General features: G+C 48.5%; 20 protein-coding genes. 12 read left to right on the forward strand and 8 right to left on the reverse strand.

What is annotated here, in order from left to right; genetic code table 11:
• Positions 1-7: 7 nt before the first annotated feature.
• A complete protein-coding gene (gene ftsY, locus FGU46_RS07690) occupies positions 8-1,315 on the forward strand; it encodes a signal recognition particle-docking protein FtsY (protein WP_286473678.1) in 1,308 nt (435 codons plus the stop codon).
• A 55-nt stretch (positions 1,316-1,370) separates the two neighbouring features.
• On the opposite strand, the gene FGU46_RS07695 is transcribed toward ftsY, so the two are convergent.
• The gene (locus FGU46_RS07695) at positions 1,371-2,048 is read right to left on the reverse strand and encodes a class I SAM-dependent methyltransferase (protein WP_286473680.1); all 678 of its coding nucleotides are present in this window, start codon (positions 2,046-2,048) and stop codon (positions 1,371-1,373) included.
• Positions 2,049-2,116: 68 nt separating this feature from the next.
• On the opposite strand from FGU46_RS07695, the gene FGU46_RS07700 reads away from it, so the two are divergent.
• The gene (locus tag FGU46_RS07700; protein ID WP_286473682.1) at positions 2,117-2,800 is read left to right on the forward strand and encodes a glycerophosphodiester phosphodiesterase; all 684 of its coding nucleotides are present in this window, start codon (positions 2,117-2,119) and stop codon (positions 2,798-2,800) included.
• 125 nt (positions 2,801-2,925) lie between these two features.
• Complete coding sequence (locus FGU46_RS07705) at positions 2,926-3,384, forward strand: dCTP deaminase (protein ID WP_286473683.1); 459 nt, start codon at positions 2,926-2,928, stop codon at positions 3,382-3,384.
• On the opposite strand, the gene acs is transcribed toward FGU46_RS07705, so the two are convergent.
• Complete coding sequence (gene acs / locus FGU46_RS07710; protein ID WP_286473684.1) at positions 3,381-5,342, reverse strand: acetate--CoA ligase; 1,962 nt, start codon at positions 5,340-5,342, stop codon at positions 3,381-3,383. The two genes, FGU46_RS07705 and acs, sit on opposite strands and share 4 nt — an antisense overlap.
• Before the next feature lie 176 nt (positions 5,343-5,518).
• On the opposite strand from acs, the gene FGU46_RS07715 reads away from it, so the two are divergent.
• Both FGU46_RS07715 and FGU46_RS07720 read left to right on the forward strand, forming a co-directional pair.
• Positions 5,519-7,117 carry a thiamine pyrophosphate-binding protein gene (locus FGU46_RS07715; RefSeq protein ID WP_286473685.1) on the forward strand — a complete coding sequence of 533 codons (1,599 nt, stop codon included), beginning with the start codon at positions 5,519-5,521 and terminating at the stop codon, positions 7,115-7,117.
• Positions 7,117-8,469, forward strand: a complete 1,353-nt coding sequence (locus FGU46_RS07720) for a B12-binding domain-containing radical SAM protein (RefSeq protein ID WP_286473687.1) — start codon at positions 7,117-7,119, stop codon at positions 8,467-8,469. Before FGU46_RS07715 ends, FGU46_RS07720 begins: the two co-directional genes overlap by 1 nt.
• Before the next feature lie 61 nt (positions 8,470-8,530).
• On the opposite strand, the gene FGU46_RS07725 is transcribed toward FGU46_RS07720, so the two are convergent.
• Positions 8,531-9,685: a pyridoxal-phosphate-dependent aminotransferase family protein gene (locus tag FGU46_RS07725; protein ID WP_286473689.1), complete on the reverse strand. Its 1,155-nt coding sequence runs from the start codon at positions 9,683-9,685 to the stop codon at positions 8,531-8,533.
• Positions 9,686-9,760: 75 nt separating this feature from the next.
• Between FGU46_RS07725 and FGU46_RS07730 the strand changes: the two genes are divergently transcribed.
• A complete protein-coding gene (locus tag FGU46_RS07730; RefSeq protein WP_286473692.1) occupies positions 9,761-10,525 on the forward strand; it encodes a 6-hydroxymethylpterin diphosphokinase MptE-like protein in 765 nt (254 codons plus the stop codon).
• A gap of 72 nt (positions 10,526-10,597) precedes the next feature.
• Positions 10,598-11,590: an ATP phosphoribosyltransferase gene (gene hisG, locus FGU46_RS07735; RefSeq protein WP_415926575.1), complete on the forward strand. Its 993-nt coding sequence runs from the start codon at positions 10,598-10,600 to the stop codon at positions 11,588-11,590.
• 74 nt (positions 11,591-11,664) lie between these two features.
• On the opposite strand, the gene FGU46_RS07740 is transcribed toward hisG, so the two are convergent.
• The 4 genes from FGU46_RS07740 to FGU46_RS07755 all read right to left on the reverse strand — a co-directional run bounded on the left by FGU46_RS07740 (position 11,665) and on the right by FGU46_RS07755 (position 13,605).
• Complete coding sequence (locus FGU46_RS07740; RefSeq protein WP_286473698.1) at positions 11,665-12,027, reverse strand: hypothetical protein; 363 nt, start codon at positions 12,025-12,027, stop codon at positions 11,665-11,667.
• 13 nt (positions 12,028-12,040) lie between these two features.
• Positions 12,041-12,319 (reverse strand): ArsR/SmtB family transcription factor, encoded by a 279-nt coding sequence (locus FGU46_RS07745; RefSeq protein ID WP_286473699.1) that lies wholly within the window; start codon positions 12,317-12,319, stop codon positions 12,041-12,043.
• 184 nt (positions 12,320-12,503) lie between these two features.
• A complete protein-coding gene (locus FGU46_RS07750; RefSeq protein ID WP_286473700.1) occupies positions 12,504-13,277 on the reverse strand; it encodes a hypothetical protein in 774 nt (257 codons plus the stop codon).
• A complete protein-coding gene (locus tag FGU46_RS07755; protein ID WP_286473702.1) occupies positions 13,261-13,605 on the reverse strand; it encodes a hypothetical protein in 345 nt (114 codons plus the stop codon). The genes FGU46_RS07750 and FGU46_RS07755 overlap by 17 nt, the downstream gene beginning before the upstream one ends.
• Positions 13,606-13,858: 253 nt before the next feature.
• Here FGU46_RS07755 and FGU46_RS07760 point away from each other — a divergent pair, with 253 nt between their 5' ends.
• On the forward strand, positions 13,859-14,995 hold the full coding sequence (locus FGU46_RS07760; protein ID WP_286478380.1) for an ORC1-type DNA replication protein: 1,137 nt from the start codon (positions 13,859-13,861) through the stop codon (positions 14,993-14,995).
• Positions 14,996-15,023: 28 nt separating this feature from the next.
• On the opposite strand, the gene FGU46_RS07765 is transcribed toward FGU46_RS07760, so the two are convergent.
• Positions 15,024-15,215: a hypothetical protein gene (locus FGU46_RS07765; protein WP_286473704.1), complete on the reverse strand. Its 192-nt coding sequence runs from the start codon at positions 15,213-15,215 to the stop codon at positions 15,024-15,026.
• Between the two features lie 196 nt (positions 15,216-15,411).
• On the opposite strand from FGU46_RS07765, the gene FGU46_RS07770 reads away from it, so the two are divergent.
• The 4 genes from FGU46_RS07770 to nadA all read left to right on the forward strand — a co-directional run bounded on the left by FGU46_RS07770 (position 15,412) and on the right by nadA (position 19,408).
• A complete protein-coding gene (locus tag FGU46_RS07770) occupies positions 15,412-15,855 on the forward strand; it encodes an archease (RefSeq protein WP_286473707.1) in 444 nt (147 codons plus the stop codon).
• A gap of 271 nt (positions 15,856-16,126) precedes the next feature.
• Complete coding sequence (locus FGU46_RS07775; protein WP_286473709.1) at positions 16,127-17,575, forward strand: RtcB family protein; 1,449 nt, start codon at positions 16,127-16,129, stop codon at positions 17,573-17,575.
• Positions 17,576-17,596: 21 nt separating this feature from the next.
• Complete coding sequence (mtnP, locus tag FGU46_RS07780) at positions 17,597-18,361, forward strand: S-methyl-5'-thioadenosine phosphorylase (RefSeq protein WP_286473715.1); 765 nt, start codon at positions 17,597-17,599, stop codon at positions 18,359-18,361.
• Positions 18,362-18,493: 132 nt separating this feature from the next.
• Positions 18,494-19,408 carry a quinolinate synthase NadA gene (nadA, locus tag FGU46_RS07785; RefSeq protein ID WP_286473718.1) on the forward strand — a complete coding sequence of 305 codons (915 nt, stop codon included), beginning with the start codon at positions 18,494-18,496 and terminating at the stop codon, positions 19,406-19,408.
• Positions 19,409-19,424: the final 16 nt, after the last annotated feature.

Raw genomic sequence — 19,424 nt, forward strand, 5'->3', positions numbered from 1 at the left:
GATTCCCTTGTTTGATTTTCTAAAAAAGAAATTTAGCGGAACGGTAGGTAAGGTTTCCGATAAATTTTCCGATGAAGAAGGTCTCCCTGAAGACCAGACTGACCTGGAAGAGGCTGAAAAAGGGCCAGTAAAGGGAGAAAAGGTTGAAGAATCTCTCCAAAAGGAACAGAAGGAATCTAGTTTACCAACTGAATCGGATTCAGGATCTCCTGTTGATGAGGCAGTGTTGAAAACTGCAGAAGAAACTCCTGAATCATCAGAAGAAGAAAAAACCTCTCGTTTTTCCATATTCCGTCGAAAATCAACTGAAAAGTCAGAAACATCTGCTGCGGACCTTAAGAAGGAAACTGCTCCAGAAGAGTCAGATCAATCCACTGCTGACACTATTTCTGATGAGGCCGAATCCAAGGAGAAATCCGCTGAAGCTGAACCGGGTATCTTCGGATTTGCCACCCATAAAACCATATCCCAGGGTGACGTGGAAGACGTACTCTTTGAACTGGAACTGTCCCTCCTGGAGGGCGATGTAGCCCTGGAAGTGGCGGAAAAGATCATTAAATCGGTGGAAACGGATCTGGTGGGGCGTAGGATAAGGCGCAGAAGTGATGTGGCCAAATATACTCAGAAAGCTCTTAAAAATGCCATATCCGATATTCTCCTGGTGGAGGGACCGGATGTCAATGTTCTGGCTCAGGAAGCCCAGAAAAGCGGTGAACCCTTGAAGGTCATGTTTGTAGGTATAAACGGCACTGGTAAAACCACCACTATCTCCAAGTTATCCGATTATTTTGTTTCACAAGGTTTCACACCAGTCATCGCCGCATCTGACACCTTCCGGGCCGGTGCCATTGAACAAATAGCCCACCACGCCGAGAAATTGAAGGTGAAGATCATCAAGCACCAGAAGGGCGCCGACCCAGCAGCGGTGGCCTACGATGCAGTGGAACACGCCCGGGCCCAGAAAAAGGAACTGGTATTCATTGACACTGCCGGAAGGATGCAGACCAACACCAACCTCATGGATGAAATGAAGAAAATACAGAGGGTGGTGAAACCAGATCTAGTAATCTTTGTGGGTGATGCCCTGACTGGCAACGATGTGGTGGAACAGGCCACTAAATTCAACGATGCCGTGGGCCTGGATGGTATTATACTCACCAAGGCCGATGCCGATGCCAAGGGCGGTGCGGCGCTGTCTATTGGCTATGTGGTTCAAAAGCCCATACTCTTTTTAGGTGTGGGCCAAGGCTACAAGGATATTATAGAATTCAAGCCGGACTGGATGGTGGAACAGATCTTCGGCGCTGATACATAAATATTTCTCAAATAGAATCTTTTTCTTCCTGAACTCTTTTCTAAAATTTACACTTCTACTTTTTGCCACCATAAACTCCAAAGTAGTAGTACCGCCACACCACATCCACCTCTTTAAATCCTGACTCTTCCAGCCAGTGCAGATGGTCTGAGAGGGGCTGTGGATGGTCTTCTTCCTGGTGTTTGGAAAACCATACCCCTTCAACTTCCTTCTGACTGAAGGTCCTCCGCATGAAATCACCCCATTTCTCCCGGTGCAACTCATTCAGATAGGGGGAAGATGAAAGAAGGATATCGGCATTGTAGAACACACCCCCTTCCTTCAGAGCGGTGTATATTTGGGAGTAAAATGACCTCTGCTCCTCACGGGACAGGTGATGAATGGCCAGGGAACTCACTGCTGCGTTATACTCTTCTACAGCTTCCAGCTCACGCAGATCACTTATCAAGTACCTCACGTCCGGGTAGTCCGCCAGTTTGGTCCGGGTCTGCTCTATCATCTTCTCAGCCAGGTCCAGACAGGTTATCTTTGCCCTTGGAAACCTCTTTTTAATGGCCAGGGAAACGTTACCAGTTCCGGAGCCAAGATCAATAATTGACACCTGTTCCTTAGGGTGGAAGGGAAGTACCTCGGCCAGGGCTCCGATCATCTCAGGGTAATGGGGGATTAGAGTCTGTATGAGTCCATCAAATATCTCTGCCTCTTCCTGAAAGTGACGTTTAACTCCCTTCATCTTTACACCTTAACACCTTAGCTAATACACCCTTTACCTATTCTATGATAAACAACAAATATAACCCCATGCAGATCATAGCCCACCGGGGAGCATCAGCCCTGGAACCAGAAAATACTTTGAAATCATTTATCAAAGCGATGAAACTGGGTGTCGACATGGTTGAATGTGACGTAAGAACCACATTAGACGGACAACTAGTAATCCACCATGATCCATGTCTGGATCGGACCACAAATGGAACGGGCTTACTGAAAAATAAAAGCCTCTCGGAACTTCGTCAACTCAACGCTGGAGATGGAGAGAGAATACCAACCCTCAGAGAAGCTATAGATACAGTTAAGGGTCAGGTTGGTCTGGTAATTGAGGTTAAGGATCCGGGAAGTGAGGAAAAAATTTTAAACCTAATCAAAGAGGAGAAAATAGCTGCTGAAGTTATTATAGCCTCGTTTTACCACAGAGTCTCCCTTAATATAAAATCGTTGGACTCTGAAATCAGCACGGGCGTAATTTTTGCCTGCCAGCCCATAAATTCCGTGGCAATGGCCATTGATGCTCAGGCCGACATCATCTTTCCTCAATATCAGTATTTGAACAAATTAATGGTTGATGAGGCCCATGATCATGGTATTAAAGTTGTTGCCGGGGTTATCGATGACCCCGTTACTGTAGAAAATGTGGTATCATGGGAAGTAGATGCAGTCGTCACTAACAACCCAGCCATCATGAAATTCGTATTTCCGTTTGATTGAACCTACCTGATTGATGCTAATTAATATACGACCAATCCATAAATGGAGTAGTGACAGGAGAGATCATCTTATATGCTCTTCTATTTTAAACCTTTTAACATTCATAAATCCAAAGGATGATACTTATGCTCGGTGAAAAAGAACTTACCTTACTATTTCCGGACTTTAAAGAGCTGGTACAGCCGGCTGGGATTGATCTACGAGTCGATACAGTTTATAAACAGATTGGATCCGGCTCCCTGGTTGATGATGAGAAAACCCTGCCAGAACTGGAGGAACTGGAACCCCCCCTGTACACCCTCCAGGCTAAAACCGCCTACATCGTAGGGGTGGACCGTAAGATAAAAATTCCGAAGGGTTATTCCATGCTCTACCTGCCCCGATCCACCCTTTTAAGGTCATTTATCACCATCCACACTGCCCTGGGGGATCCGGGTTTCTACGGCACCCTGCAGTTTCTTCTGGTGAACCAGGGAGAATATGACTACACCCTGAAAAGGGGTGAGAGAATAGCCCAGGGGGTGGTTTTTAAGGTGGAAGGCTCAGGCGAGTACAACGGCAGCTACCAGGAAGAAGAGGATTAATTCTTCCGGATAACCTCTTCTAAGTTTCGCACTGCCTCGGGGTTGGCCAGGGTGCTGGTGTCCCCGGGATCCTCCCCCTTAACCAGGGCCTTAATCACCCGGCGCATGATCTTACCGGAACGGGTCTTGGGCAAGTCCTTCACAGATTTTACCTCAGCCGGGGTGGCTATGGGTCCTATCTCGGCCCTAACATGGTCTTTAAGCACCTTTTCCAGGTTATCTGGCTCTTTAGCGTCTTCTTTTAGTATTACAAAGGCCGAAATATCCTCGCCCTTCAGGGGGTGGGGTTTGCCAACTACCGCGGCCTCGGCCACTGCGGGGTGGCTTACCAGGGCTGATTCCACCTCTGCAGTGCTTATGCGGTGGCCTGAAACATTCAAAACGTCATCCTCCCGACCCTGCACCCAGAAGTACCCGTCTTCATCTACACGGGCCACATCCCCACTGAGATAAATACCCGGGAAGGTACTCCAGTAGGCCTCCTGGTACCTTTTCGGGTTCCGGTACAGGGTGCGGAACATGGAAGGCCAGGGAGACTTGATAACGAGGTGACCGCCCTTTTCCACCACTGAATTCCCCTCATCATCCACCACGTCAGCCACGATGGTGGGGAAGGGTTTGAATGCCGAACCTGGCTTCAGGGGACTGATGGGCAGGGGAGTAATGAGGTGCATGCCAGTTTCGGTCTGCCACCAGGTGTCCATAATGGGGCACCTTCCACCCCCAATATGTTCATGGTACCATAACCAGGCCTGGGGATTAATGGGCTCCCCCACACTTCCCAGGAGCCTTAAAGAGCTTAGATCATATTTTTGGGGCCATTTCTCGCCGTGCTTCATGAACAGGCGGATGGTGGTAGGGGCGGTGTAGAACACGTTCACCCCATATATTTCCACCATACTCCAGAAGCATCCCGGGTCCGGATAGTCCGGGGTTCCCTCGAAGAGCACCGATGTAACTCCTAAAAGAAGGGGAGCGTATACTATGTAACTGTGGCCGGTTATCCACCCGATATCCGCCGCACACCACCACACATCATCCTCTTTTAAATCGAAAACCATCTTCAAGGTGGTGTATACTCCCACCGCGTACCCGGCGTGCACGTGCAACACTCCCTTGGGTACCCCGGTGGTCCCGGAGGTGTATAATATGAAAAGGGGATCCTCGGCTTCCAGGACCGCGGTGGGACTTTCCTCGCTCATCCCTTCCACCAGTTCATGCCACCACAGATCCCGGCCACAGGTCATCTCCACCGGTATATGAGCGTGCCGGACCACAATCACCTTCTCAACACTGGGGGCGTCCTCTAGTACACGGTCCACATTTTTTTTAAGGGTTAAGAGCTTCCCTCGTCTACTGAAACCATCTGAGGTAATAGCCACCTTTGATTGGGCTTCATCAACCCTTTCACGGAATCTTTTCGCCCAGAATCCAGAGAAAACCACGGAGTGCACGGCTCCGATCTTGGCGCAGGCCAGCATGGCCACCGGGAGTTCTGGTATCATGGGCAGGTAGATGGTGACGGTATCCCCTTTACCCACGCCCAGACTCTTCAGCGCGTTGGCAAAGCGGTTAACCTCCTGGTAAAGTTGATGGTAACTTATCTTCCTAACTTCCCCATTCTCTCCCTGCCAGATGAAAGCCAGTTTATCTTTATGCGGGCCCTGGGCATGTCGGTCCACAGCGTTGCCCACGATGTTGAAGTTCCCATCCCAAAACCACTTTGAGTGGGGGGACTCCCATTTCAAAATCTCATGGTAGGGTTTCTGCCAGTCCAGTTCCCGGGCCATTTCATCCCAGAACCATTCCGGATCCTCCATCGCCTTTTCCAAGAGTTGGTCATAACTCTGGATCTGGTGCTTGGTCATCCATACTTGGATGTTACTATCTTTAACAATCTGGGGGTCGGGCTCTAATATTCTCCCGACACCTCCTGAAATATCTTGTTCCTGGGACATCTTACACCCTCCTCTCCCCTGGCTTGCATTATCTTGCTTAGTATCTATGTGTCGATCTTCCTCATAATTTTTTTTAAAGAAACCTCCAAAAAATTTGGTGGAAATAGAAATAATTCAGAAAACCCCATCATTTCCTGGAGAATTTTAAAATAGAGCCAAGGACATAACTAAAGCACATGACTAATGGAGCCAGAATTGCATGTGCCCAGGGGTTGGTCCGTATCTTAAAGGAAGAAGGAGTGAATCTGGTCTTCGGCCATCCCGGTGAACAAATCCTGCCCTTATATCAGGCCCTGCATCGTTCGCCCATCAGACACGTTCTCATGCGCCATGAACAGGGAGCAGTCCATGCTGCCGATGGCTATGCACGTGCCACCGGGGGGGTGGGAGTCTGTCTGGCTTCGGCTGGGCCTGGAGCACTGAACCTGGTTATGGGCGTGGCCACCGCCTACAAGGACTCGGTGCCCCTGCTGGTTATTACTGGAGATGTTTCCACGGAATTTAAGGGCCAGAACACCTTCCAGGATGTTCCCCAGGCCCAGGTATTCCAGCCCATCACCCTCCACAGTTACGATGTAAAGAAACCGGAGGAGGCCATTTCAAAATTAAAAAAGGCATTCATGCTCCTCAAAACAGGTAAAACTGGCCCCATACATTTGAACATTCCTAAAAACGTTTTTTCTCAAACTGTGGACGAATCTCTCCTGGATGGGGAGTTGGAATATGTTCACATCCCTATTTATGGATTGGATGAAGCTTTAAAGCTCATGGAATCCTCACATAAGCCACTTATCATCGCCGGGGCCGGGGTGATCTGGTCCGGGGCAGTGGAAAAACTTCAGGAATTTGTCATTAAGAATGAAATCCCCGTGGCCACCACCTACCCTGCCCGGGGTGTCCTGCCGGAGGATCATCCCCTCTCCCTGGGGCTCATTGGGCTGCGGGGAACCGAGGCTGCCAACCATGCCGGAGCCGGAGCCGACCTGGTGGTGGCATTAGGCTGTCGTTTATCCGAACGCACCCTTAAGGGACTGGGTAAAACAACCATAATCCATGTAAACCTGGATGAAGAGGTTTTGCAGGGAGATATTAATGTTAAAGCCGATGCAGCTGAATTTCTAGAGAAAATGTCCCGGTTAAGGTTCCAGGATACCGGAAAATGGCTTAATGAGCTTCAAAAATACAGATCTCACCACCAGGTAGCTACCGGTTATGATGATACTCCCTTAAAACCCCAGAGGGCCATAAATGAGATCCTGGAAGCTTCAAAGGAGGCCCTGGTGGTTAACGACGCCGGAAGCCATACCACCTGGGTTAACCTTCTGGCAGTGGTTCGGGAGCCATCCGGCCTAATATTCTCGGGTGGCTTCGGGCCCATGGGCTACGGCTTACCAGCCGCAGTGGGAGTCAGCCTGGCCCGGCCGAAGAGAAGTGTGGTGCTGGTGGTGGGGGATGGAGGATTTCAGATGACCCTCCAGGAACTGGCAGTTATCAGTGAACTGCAACTACCCATAATCATTTTCATCATCAACAACCAGGAATTGGGGATCATAAAACAGTGGCAGGAACTTTATTACGGAGGCCCCTACCAGGTGGCCCTGGAAAATCCGAACTTCGTAGCCCTGGCAGCTAGTTATCATATAGACGGGCAGAGGGTCCTGGAACCAGATCAGTTATCCGCCCGGGTACAGAAAGCTTTAATATTGAAAAAACCTTACCTTATAGAAGTTGTTGTAGACCCAGATGAAGGAATTCCTTTACCAGAGGTGGTATAATGAAAGTACTACTAATAAATCCTCCCTATACTTCTTCAAAGTATAAATTCATTGGCCTGGTGGCTCCTCCCCTGGGAATAGCCTATATTGGGGCTGTCCTGGAGAATGGTGGTTTTGAGGTGGAGATCTTAGATGGCGCGGCCCTGGAGCTGGACTGGGAAACTCTGGAGGCCCGGATTAAGAAGGCCGCCCCCCAGGTGATAGCGGTCACCGCCCTGACCCCTACCATAGATCAGGGACTTGAAACCGCTAAACTCGCCAGAAGGGCTTGTCCTGATGCTACCATAGTCCTGGGAGGTTATCATCCCTCCTTCAATCACGCTGAAATCCTTGAAAAGGACTATGTGGATGTGGTGGTAATTGGGGAGGGGGAGTACACCATGCTGGAACTGGTGGAGACCCTGGAACGTGGTGGGGACTTAAACCAGGTCCGGGGAATAGCCTATGATGATGTGGTAACTCCTCCTCGGCCGGTGATAAATGATCTGGATGATCTGCCCTTTCCAGCCCGACACCTTTTGCCAATGGACCACTACAAGATCCTGAACATGAAACTGCACACCGCCACCATGATCTCCGGAAGAGGATGCCCCATGCAGTGTTCCTTCTGTGCCTCGGCAGCTCTACATGGACGCCGACTCCGCATGAGGTCGGCGGAGAATGTGGTGGATGAGATGGAACACCTCATCGAGTGCCATGATGCCGGGATGATCGCCTTCATGGATGACACCTTCACCCTGAAACCCAGCCGGGTGGAACAGGTCTGTGATGAAATAAAAAAGAGGGACCTCGACATTTACTGGGGTTGCACGGCCCGGGCTGACACTCTATCCAGTGAGATGCTCCAGAAAATGAGTGACACTGGTTGTATAACCATGTTTCTAGGGGTGGAATCTGCAGACCAGCAGCAACTGGACCGGGTCAACAAGCAGCTCACCGTGGATAAGATACGCCAGGCATTCACCCTCTCCCGAAAACATGATATCCGGACCATTGCCTCTGTGGTTCTGGGCATGCCCGGTGACACCAGGGACAGTATCAGCAGAACCATCAGATTAGTAAAGGAACTTAACCCTTCTTATGCCCTGTTCTCCCTGGCCACGCCCTACCCCGGGACCAGATTCTACCGGGAGGCCGTGGAGAATAACCTGATCAAGGTGAAGGACTGGTCCAAGTACACCCTGCTCACCCCGGTACTGGAAACCGTGGACTGTTCCCGGGATGAACTTAAGAATATGCAAAAAAAGGCCTTCCGACAGTTCTATCTACGCCCTTCCTACATTCTGAGACAGTTAAGGATGGATGGTCCCATCATAATTAAAACCATCGCCACCATGATGAAGGAAGTGTAAAAAAAAGAGATTTAGTGGGGTTAAATACTTTTTTTAATTAAAAAATTTAAAAAAAGAGGACTTATAAGTCCTCTGGCAGGTAGGTGTCGGCCACGGCAGCCACACCTTCACCCATTTGGATGTCGAAGCCCAACTCCCGCAGGGTCATCTCCATGGCCGAGAAGGTGGTTATGAGTTCCCGGTGGGTTATGTTACCCATATGGCCGATCCGGAAGATATTACCCTTGAGATGGTCCTGGCCTCCGGCTAATTCCACCCGGTACTTGTTACGCATGGTTCCCCGGAACTCTCCATCGGTTACTCCCTCCGGCATCCGCACCGCGGTAACGGTGGTGGATGAAACCTCTTCTTCAGGGAAGAGTTCAAGATCCAGGGCTTTCACACCATTACGGGTGGCTTTTGCCGCTAACTTGTGCCGGTTGATCCGGCTTTTAAGTCCTTCGTCCATAATAACCTTCAGGGCCTCGTGCATGGCGTACATCAGTGACACGGAGGGGGTGTAAGGAGTTTCTGGTGGGTCAGCATCGCCGCTTTTCTTGTACTTTTTAAGGTTAAGGTAGTAACTGGCTGAATCAGTCTGGTTAACCAGATCCCAGGCATCATTGGAGAGGGTTATGGCGGCCATTCCTGGTGGTGCGGCCATACACTTCTGGGAGCCAGTAACACAGATGTCAATTCCATAATCATCCACTTCCACATCATCTCCGGCCAGGGATGATACGCTGTCCACCACGTAGAGGGTTTCGTAATCTTTCAGGATCTTACCCACCTCTTTTATGGGGTTCACCACTCCAGTGGAGGTCTCATTATGGACCAGGGTAACGGCTTTAATATCCTCATGCTCTTCCAAGAGGAATCCTACTTCATCCGGGTTCACGGCCTGACCCCACTCCACTTCCAGGGGTAGGGAAGATCCTCCATGGGCCTCCACAATCTGCATGAAGCGCTGGCCAAACTTACCACCCACCACGTTCAGGACCTGGTCACCCTTCTCCAGAATGTTCACCATGGCTGCTTCCATGGCCGCAGTTCCTGAACCGGTTAAGAGGTAGGACTTATTAGTGGTTCGGAAAACATCGGACATCATCTGGGAAGTGTCCTTTAATATCTGGCCGAATATGGCACTCCGGTGGTTTACGATGTTCTCGGACATGGCTTTAAGCACCCGGGGAGCTACCCGGGTGGGTCCTGGTATCATTAGCAAAGTTTCATCCATCTTGAATCCTCCAAGTTCTAGATTATTATCATAAGATAATTTCATTTATATTCCTAGGACATATAATCTCTTCATATGAACCTATCCCACTGGATGCCCTGGTATCAAAAAATTCTAGAAGACTTCGGATTCAGCCAGGATGATGATGAAACATCTGCACAACTTTTAAACCAATTATTAACTATTCGGGAAGGATTATCTCCAGGGGATATCCCGGTGAAGGAAAAGGCGCTGGTCTTTGGTGCGGGTCCCTCCCTTAAAAGGAACCTGCAGCAACTCAAAGAATTGGACATCGATACCTACCTGATAATCGCCGCCGATGGGGCCACCACCGCCCTATTGGAGGAGGGCTTCACTCCTGATGTGGTAGTAACCGACCTGGACGGGAAAATGGAGAACATATACCAGGCCCAAAGGCAGGGGGCGGTGCTGGTGGTCCATGCCCATGGGGATAATCTGGAAAAGCTGAAAAAACATGTGCCCCGCCTGAATAAGGTCCTGGGCACCACTCAGTCCCGGCCGGTGGGGATGGTTTATAACTGGGGTGGCTTCACTGATGGAGACCGGGCCGTCTTCCTGGCGGTGGAACTGGGAGTGAAGACGATTATCCTGGCTGGTATGGACTTTGGAAAAAACACCACCCGCTACTCCAGACCGGATCTGGCTTCAGAGGTGGCTGAAGCGGACCAGATAAAGAAACTCAAACTCCAATATGCAAAAAAACTCGTGGAGTGGGTGGCTGAAAATGAAGACGCCCTTATCCTGAACATCTCCGGTGGAGAAACCATAGAGGGGGTTAAAGATATCCCCTCCTGGAGGATAAAAGAATACCAGTCTTAAAGGTTTTTATGAATAAGATTTGTTAAATGCAATTAATGGTTATGATATAAGAAATTCTTGGAGGAAATGATCATGGACAACAAAATAGTGCTGGGACTCCCTAAGGGGAGCCTGAATAACGTTAACCGAGGTAACACTTACCAATTATTCGTGGATGCCGGTTATGAGGTGAAGGGCTATGAACCCGGTAAGGAAGAAAATGAGATACAGATCCTGAACGACCCCGAGATCAGGGGATTTCTCTCCCGACCCCAGAGTGCTCCGGTGGAACTTAACCGGGGAATCCTGGACATTGCCATTGTGGGTGAGGACTGGGTGCGGGAGGAATCCGTTAACCTCCCCGAAGATCTCACCATCAAATTGGGTGATCTCAACTACGGCCAGACCAGACTCATTGTAGCCGTACCCAATGAAGACCCCTATGATTCGCTTACCGAATTCTTCCAGGCCAACCAGGAACGAGAAACACCCATATTATGTTTCACCGAGTATCCTAACCTCACCAAGCAGTACTTCATGGAAAATGAAGGATATCAGGAAAAATTCGGAAATAAAACGCCTCTGGTCCAGGTGAGGGGACTGTGGGATGGTGAAAATGAACAGGTGCAGATCATAAACTCCGACGGGGCCACCGAGGTTTACATAGCCAAAGGGGCTGATCTGATTGTGGATAACACCCAGACCGGCAGCAGCCTCCGCAAGGCGGGTTTGAAGATCTTAGACACCATCATGGAATCCAGTGCGGGTTTGTACGCCGGTCCCCGTTGCCAGGGGTCAAAGTTGCAGAAGGCCCAGATGATATATGAACAGCTATTCGGCGCCACCAAGGCCCGGAAATACTTCGATGTGAAGTTCAACGTATCCAATAAGAAAGTAGAGGAAGTGAAGGAACTGTTACTGTCCCATGAGTTCTGTTCAGATGAACCCACCGTGGTGCAGGGAACCAGCTTTTCCCAGGTAAACGTACTGATACCCAAAACTAAATTTCCGGAAATGTTGCAGGCCGTGAAGGGCTACGGTGCCTCTGCCATTGTGCGGGAAAATGTGAAGCAGTACGTGGAATAATCTTTTTAAGGTCATAAGGGCCTTAATTTTTTTATAATGCCTTTTTTTATTTCCTTTATTAATTTTTTGGGCCCCTAGTCCCAGGTTATTCTAAGCAGAATAATAAGGGCTCCTAACTGGATGATGTTCAAACTCAGAACTGGGTAACCCATACCCGGACCACGGAAACCTTCTCCAATTATCAGAAACAGCATAAAAAGCGCGTTTTGGAGGAGTAAGAGGAAGGTAAAGAATATCAGGCCCAGGGTGAATCTGGATCGGAGTCGGCGGTAGCTGGACAGGTAGATCCCCAACATCACCAGTAACAAGGCGATGTTGATCAATCCCACCAGGGCCGCTACGGTGGCCATGCCAGGGTCATTAAATGATAATATGTTATCCAGTTCTCCTCTGGGACCAGGTCCGGTCCCATTTCCCATATTTTCTGTTATTTCCATTCCCCATCACCTATTATCCATTCATTTGGCCCAATATGTCTTCGAAAATGTCATAACTTTCCTCCATCTGGGGGGAAAGAAAATACATCATCCCATATTTTTCGCCGGAAGAAGAAATCACCCGGTTCTGTTCTAAGACCTTAATATGATGACGCACCGTCTTATAGTCTAGATCCAATTTTTCTGCCAGTTGGTGAGCATTATATGGTCTCTGATGGAGGGATTCTATAATCCTAGCCCGATTAACACCACCCTTGGTACCGGCTATGATCCACCAGAGTAACTTTTTCATGAAATATCACAAAACTAAATTTTGGGCTAATTTTTGCCTAACCTTCTGTAAAATATGTGTTTTGGATAAATAAACCTATCGAATAGGCTAATTCCAACCATTCATGAAAATATAACCAAAGGCAGTATTATATTACTATATCCATTTTATGGGTTCTAAATTGGATTATTCCGGATAAATGCTCCTATTTTGATTTTTGAGAAACCTTCTGTTTTCTAGGGGAAGATGATTCCCACCGGAAAAGAACCTTAAACATTCTTCGTAAGGGCTTCCTGTAGATGTGAAGGTGTATTAAAGTTCCAATCACCATCAGCACTGCTGTTTCGGCGTGCCAAAATGTTATTCCTTGACTGTAGGCCTTTATGCCCAGATTCACCATGAGAGTTAATAAAATTCCAGTTACCCCCACTCCGGCATACCCCACGGTTACCAGCAGATTCCACAACCTTTTATGGGTTTTGGGCTTCAGGATCCCCTTCTGGAAGAGGAAGTAGGTAAACATGTAACTCACTATCAGCAGGAAGCTTATGGGCAACACGTGGTAGTTGTAACCATCCGCTCCCAGGGAAGCACCATCTGATCCGGAAGAGCCGGTATCTGAGACTACACTAGCGTTGTCGGAACCATTGGAGCTTCCAGGATCTAACTGGTTGGAATCAGAACTCGAGCTACTCGAAGTGGATGAGGAGCCAGGGTCAGTGTTGGATGATTGGTCGGAAGTTGCCGATGTACTGGTGGAGGCCATCACCTGGGACAGGTCACATATCCCATCGCCACTGGAGTCTATGTAGTGGCGGCACTGGCCCGGGAAGGGATCATTCACCAGTCCGTAGGGACATCCCCCGGCACAGGAACCAGACATGGTGGCCGCTGCGATGAGGGGTATGGTGGCCAGGGATGCTAACACCTTTTCTTTCACAGGTAGGGAGGCCAGAACATCTTTAATCTTTTCTTTCATGTCTGGACCTCCGGTTTCTTAAAAACACCATTTCCAGTGCAGATGTCCAGTAGCAGTGGAAGTGGAACAGGGTTACCACCACCAGGGTGATTCCCAACTCCACATGCCAGTAAAGTAGTTGGGGGCTGATGGGGAGGACGATTCCCAATTCCATGAGGATCAGGAGCAGAAATCCTCCCCCTCCAGAAACCAGGAAGGCTATCCCGATTATAAAGTTCCAGAGATTGACGTGAATTGTTTTTCTTATTAATCTCCCCTTGTATAGGGTGTAAGTGAATAAATAACCTATCAAAACCGACAGGGAAGGTACTAAAGAATCATAAACCATTAAATTATTCTCCTTTGAAATCTTTTAAATTTAAGATTTCATTTTACAATAATTCGCTAGGCGATATTACCTATCATGAGGAGCATTATAAAAGTAGTTTTTCCAGATTTATACCCAAATCTCTACCAATTAGACCTGAACTTAGCTGCAGATGGCCAGTGGAATGGGGCTTATGATCAGTTTTGGGGGTGCACGGTTTTTATTAACTGTTAAACCAAATAAGTTATTGGTTGATTATTAGTGAAGGACGGGTATCCTCAAAATGACTATTAAAGACATACTCATGGGAGAAGAGACTCTTTTTAGAGATGTGGAGGCATTTAATCCAGATTATATTCCAGATCGTCTTTTACATAGAGATTCACAGATGGAAGCCCTGGCCATGTGTCTTAGACCTGCTCTACGTGGGGGTAAGCCTAAAAATGCTGTGGTTCTGGGGGCACCAGCCACAGGCAAAACCACCGCCCTCCGGAAGATATTCCAGATAGTGGAGGAAACATCGGATAAGCTGTACTGTGTCTACGTGAACTGCCAGATCAGCACCACCCGGTTCAACATCTTCTCAGACATCTACGAACACCTCATGGGCCACCGGCCACCTGAGACCGGGATTCCCTTCTCACGCATCTATGGGGAGATAATGAAAAAGCTCGTCCAGGAAGAGAAGGCCCTAATGGTGGCCCTGGATGATGTTAACCATCTTTTCTACAGTAAGAATGCTAACCAAGTATTTTATGACATCCTGAGGGCTCATGAAGTATTTAAAGGTGCCAGAACTGGACTCTTCGCCATCATATCCGATATAGAATTCCGGTTCATGCTGGATAAGAACGTGTCTTCTATTTTCATCCCTAAAGAGGTGGTATTCAATCCGTACACTTCAGAACAGATGCGGGACATACTCCGGGAGAGGGTAAAAGTGGGTTTCTATCCGGATGTGGTATCCGAGGAAGTTTTGGAAAAAATCTCTGATTTAGCCTACTCTACTGGGGATATGCGCCTGGGAATCGATATTCTGTCTACCAGTGGGGACCTGGCCGAAGCAGACGCTTCTAAAACCATCCAGATCAAGCACGTGGAGGGAGCAGTTAAAAGTACCAGTGAGGGCAGTCTGGAAAGTACATTGGGGGTTCTTTCACCCCTGGAATTAGCGCTCTTAAAGTTGATAGTGAGTCTTAAGGAAGATGAGAACACGGCCGGTACTATGTACCAGTCCCTTAAAAAGGAAGAAAAGATCAGTTACGCTTCCTTCGACCGTGCCCTTAAAAAACTAGAGCTTTTACGGATAATTGACACCCGCTTCACGGGTAAGGGAGTTAAAGGGAACTCGAGATTGGTGATTCTACGCTTTACCCCGGAAGAGATAGAAAGACACCTGATTGGAGTTTAAAGATATAAAAATAATAATATAGATGGGTCTACATACTGGCCGGGAAGTTGGAATTGGGAGCCGCCGCCACTAACATAATACTGAACATGAGGATCAACACCACCACTCCGGTTACTAAAGCGAAATAACGCGGATCCAGAAGTCTCAGGTCAAATTCTTCATCATAACTGTTTTTTTTCCTTAAATCTGGTATTGAATTCTTCTTTTCTATTTTTTGCATTTTCATACCTCCTCTATTAACAAAGAGGCTCTCAGATCATTTAAAGAAAGAGCTAGAGAGCGTGTGAGAAGTAATCAAAGGATGTACCCAGCACAATAAGGGGCAGCCCCTGGGCAACAAAATATATAACTGCTGGTAGATAGACTAAAATGAAGTCCACCACCTGCGGACCATGTTTTTTAAGGAGTTTTTATAAGTGCATAATAATCCGGAGAAAATGCCCTTTGAATTTTTTGACGTCACTGCTGACATTGGCTACCGGGCTTATGGAGAAACCCTTAATGAAGCCTTCCAAAACGCGGGACTGGCACTTTTTGAGGTCATAACCGATACTTCGGTTCTGAAAACCTCCATAAAAAAAACCATAAGTCTAAAGTCCGAAGATAGAAAGGCACTCCTTTTTGACTGGCTCAACGAACTGATCTATCTGCATGATGCGGAGTACCTGGTCTTTTCTCATTTCCAGGTGAATATATCGGGAGATGAAAGTAAGGGCTACCAACTGGAAGCTGAAGTGTGGGGGGAGGAGTTTGAACAGGCCAGGCATGAGAGCCGGGATGAGGTGAAGGCGGTAACCTACCACCTAATGGAAATAGATGAAGAGGATGGGTACCGGTTGCAGGTCATACTGGACGTTTGAATAATTGACAGGATCTCTTTATAATCAAATCATAATGTCTTCCAGGGCTTCAAATAATTTAATGAGGTGTGGTGTCCATTTAAATACCTCATATCCCTGGAAGGCCACCTTTAACGGAGTAAGGTATAAGTTTATTAGTTTAAGAGGCCATAGAGATAAGTAATTAAATAAAAAATATGGGATTTAAGGACCTATTCTATTTTTTTAAAGTCTGATAATAACGAAATTTAAGTGAAAAAATTAAAACCAATAAAAGGAGATGAGTTGTTTTATGGTCATCCAGGAGCATTTAGAGAAAATTAGGGACAATGTATGGGAAATTCCCACCAGCTACCAGAAGGGAATGCGAGTTCCGGGTCGGATCTACCTGGACCCGGAGGGTATGAAAAATCTGGAAAAGGGGGCTATGGATCAGGTGGCCAACGTGGCATCTCTACCCGGTATTCAGAAGTTTTCCATAGGCTTACCAGACATACATTTTGGTTACGGGTTCAGTATTGGTGGAGTGGGTGCTTTCAGTGCCCGTACTGGTGTTATAAGCCCTGGTGGGGTGGGCTTCGATATCAACTGTGGAGTTAGGATGTTAAGGACCAACCTATCCGTCAGTGATGTTCAGCCCAGGATAAAAGAGGTGGTGGATACTCTATTCAAGAACGTTCCCTCGGGTGTAGGTAGTAAGGGCCAGATAAGGCTTAAAGAGGGAGAAATTGATGAAGTTCTCGATAATGGGGCTGCTTGGGCCGTGGAAAATGGTTATGGATGGGAATCTGACCTGGAATTCCTGGAAGAAGAGGGGTGCATGAAGGATGCAGACTCCTCCAAGGTGAGTGAAAAGGCCAAAAAGAGGGGAATTCCCCAATTAGGGTCTCTGGGTTCGGGTAATCATTTCCTGGAAGTGCAGCGGGTGGATGAAATATTCGATGATCAGGTGGCTAATGTCTTTGGACTGGAAAAAGACCAGGTCACCGTTTTAATCCACTCTGGAAGTAGGGGCTGCGGACATCAGGTGTGCAGCGACTATCTGCGGAGCATGGACCGGGCGGCCAAGCGCTACCAGATCAACCTGCCGGACCGGCAACTGGCCTGTGCTCCGGTGGATTCCGATGAGGCCCAGGACTACTTCCAGGCCATGGCCGCCGCTGCCAACTACGCCTGGACCAATCGGCAGATGATCCTGCACTGGGTGCGGGAAAGCTTTGAACAGGTGTTCCACCGTGACAGTGAAGATATGGGCATGGGCATAGTCTACGATGTCGCCCACAACATCGCCAAACGGGAGGTGCATAAGATCAAGGGCCGTGACACCGAAGTCTACGTGCACCGTAAGGGAGCCACCCGGGCCTTTGGACCGGGTAGGAAGGAGATCCCATCCTGCTACCGGGATGTGGGTCAGCCAGTGTTGTTACCAGGGACCATGGGAACCGCCTCCTACGTACTGCACGGTACCGAGACGGCCATGGAGGAGACTTTCGGGTCCACTGCTCATGGAGCCGGACGTAAGATGAGCAGAGCCGGTGCTAAGCGAACTTACCGTGGAGAGGAGGTTAAGAAGGTCCTGGGAGATCGGGGGATCTATATAAAAGCAACTTCCATGCCTATCGTGGCCGAAGAGGCTCCAGGAGCCTATAAAGACGTGGATGAAGTGGTTAAAACTGTCCACGATACTGGTATATCATCCCTGGTGGCTAAAATGGTGCCTCTGGGAGTAGCTAAGGGGTAATCAATACAGGAATTTGAGAACATGCTGGCAGTAATAGGAGGCACCGGAGTCTACCGGCTGGTGGAAAAGGGTGAAGAACTGGAGAGTATGGTTATCAACACTCCCTATGGTGACTCACCACAGATCACCCGTTTTCAAATGGAGGGAATGGAACTGTTCTTCATGCCCCGTCATCATGAGGGCCATGATAATCCCCCCCACCGCATTAACTACCGGGCCAATCTCTGCGCCCTCCAAAAGCTGGGAGTGAAACGGGTACTGGCCACCAATGCCGTCGGATCACTGGATGAGAAATTAGAACCCGGCACCTTTCTGGCCCCGGACGATTTTTTGGACTTCACCCACCACCGACCAGTAACCTTTTATGACCAGCGGACCGTTCATGTGGATGTGACCCAGCCCTACTGCCCCCACCTCAGAAAGGTGCTCCTGGACTCTGGAGAGGTGGTGGATGGAGGAGTTTACGTATGTGTGGAGGGCCCCCGTTTTGAGACCCCTGCGGAGATAAGGATGTTCCGCCAGCTGGGAGGGACAGTGGTGGGTATGACTGGATTACCAGAGGTGGTCCTGGCCCGTGAGCTTTCCATGTGCTACGCATCGGTGTGTATGATATCCAACTACGCCGCGTCTATATCTCCAGATAAGGTTACCATTGATGAGGTGTTCCAGATCATGGATGGAAAAAAGAAACAGTTAACCAATCTCCTCCGGGAATCCATCCTTAACATCCCTCCTGGGAGGGATTGTCACTGTGAGCACGCATTACAGGGTGCTGAGATAGAATAAAAAGGTTATTACACTAAACACTCGGTTTATACCATCCATAAAAAAGACAAATTAATTATACCAGGTACCACAAATTTTTTCCCCCATAATATTTCTTAGATTACTACTTATCTTACTTAGGAGAGGTTTAGGTTGAACCAGTTACAAAAAGAAATCCTAGAACTTAAAAAAGAGAAGAATGCCATAATACTGGCTCATAATTATCAAACCGCAGAAATACAGGAAATCGCTGATTTTCTGGGAGACTCTCTGGAGCTCTGTCTTAAGGCCAGCCAGATAGAAGATGCGGATCTGGTGGTCTTTTGTGGGGTGGATTTCATGGCCGAAACCGCTTTTATACTAAATCCGGATAAGAAAATATTACTACCAGACCTTTCGGCGGAGTGTCCCATGGCCCACATGCTCCCTGCCGAGGAGGTCCGGGAATATAAAAGACGTTATCCCGATGCAGCGGTGGTGTTGTACGTGAACACCATGGCCGAGGCCAAAGCCGAGGCCGATATTCTCTGCACCTCGGCCAATGCCCAGCAAGTAGTGGAAAGCCTCCCTGAGGAGCAGATACTCTTCGGCCCGGATATGAACCTGGCCTCCTACGTGGCCCAGAAGGTGGATAAAGAAATAATCCCCATACCCCAGGAGGGGTACTGTTACGTCCATAAAATGTTCCAGCCCACGGACATCATGGTCATGAGGGAGAAATACCCTGATGCAGAGCTACTGGTCCACCCGGAGTGTAACCCGGAGCTGCAGGAGCTGGCGGACCAGGTCCTGAGCACCGGTGGTATGGTGCACTACGTGGCCTCCTCGCCAGGGAAAACCTTCCTCATCGGTACCGAGGTGGACATGGTAACCCGTCTCTTGCGGGAAAATCCGGATAAAACCATCATACCTCTTCTATCCGAGGCCATCTGCCAGAACATGAAACTTCACACCCTGGAGAAAGTGAAAAATTCACTTCTAAAGGAAGAGTACCAGGTTAAGGTGGATCCGGGAATTGCGGACCGGGCCCGAATGGCCGTGGAGCGTATGTTAAGCCTTTCAAATTAAATTAATAAATATAACT

The organism is Methanobacterium sp. CWC-01, assembly GCF_030323845.1.
Classification (GTDB): domain Archaea; phylum Methanobacteriota; class Methanobacteria; order Methanobacteriales; family Methanobacteriaceae; genus Methanobacterium; species Methanobacterium aridiramus.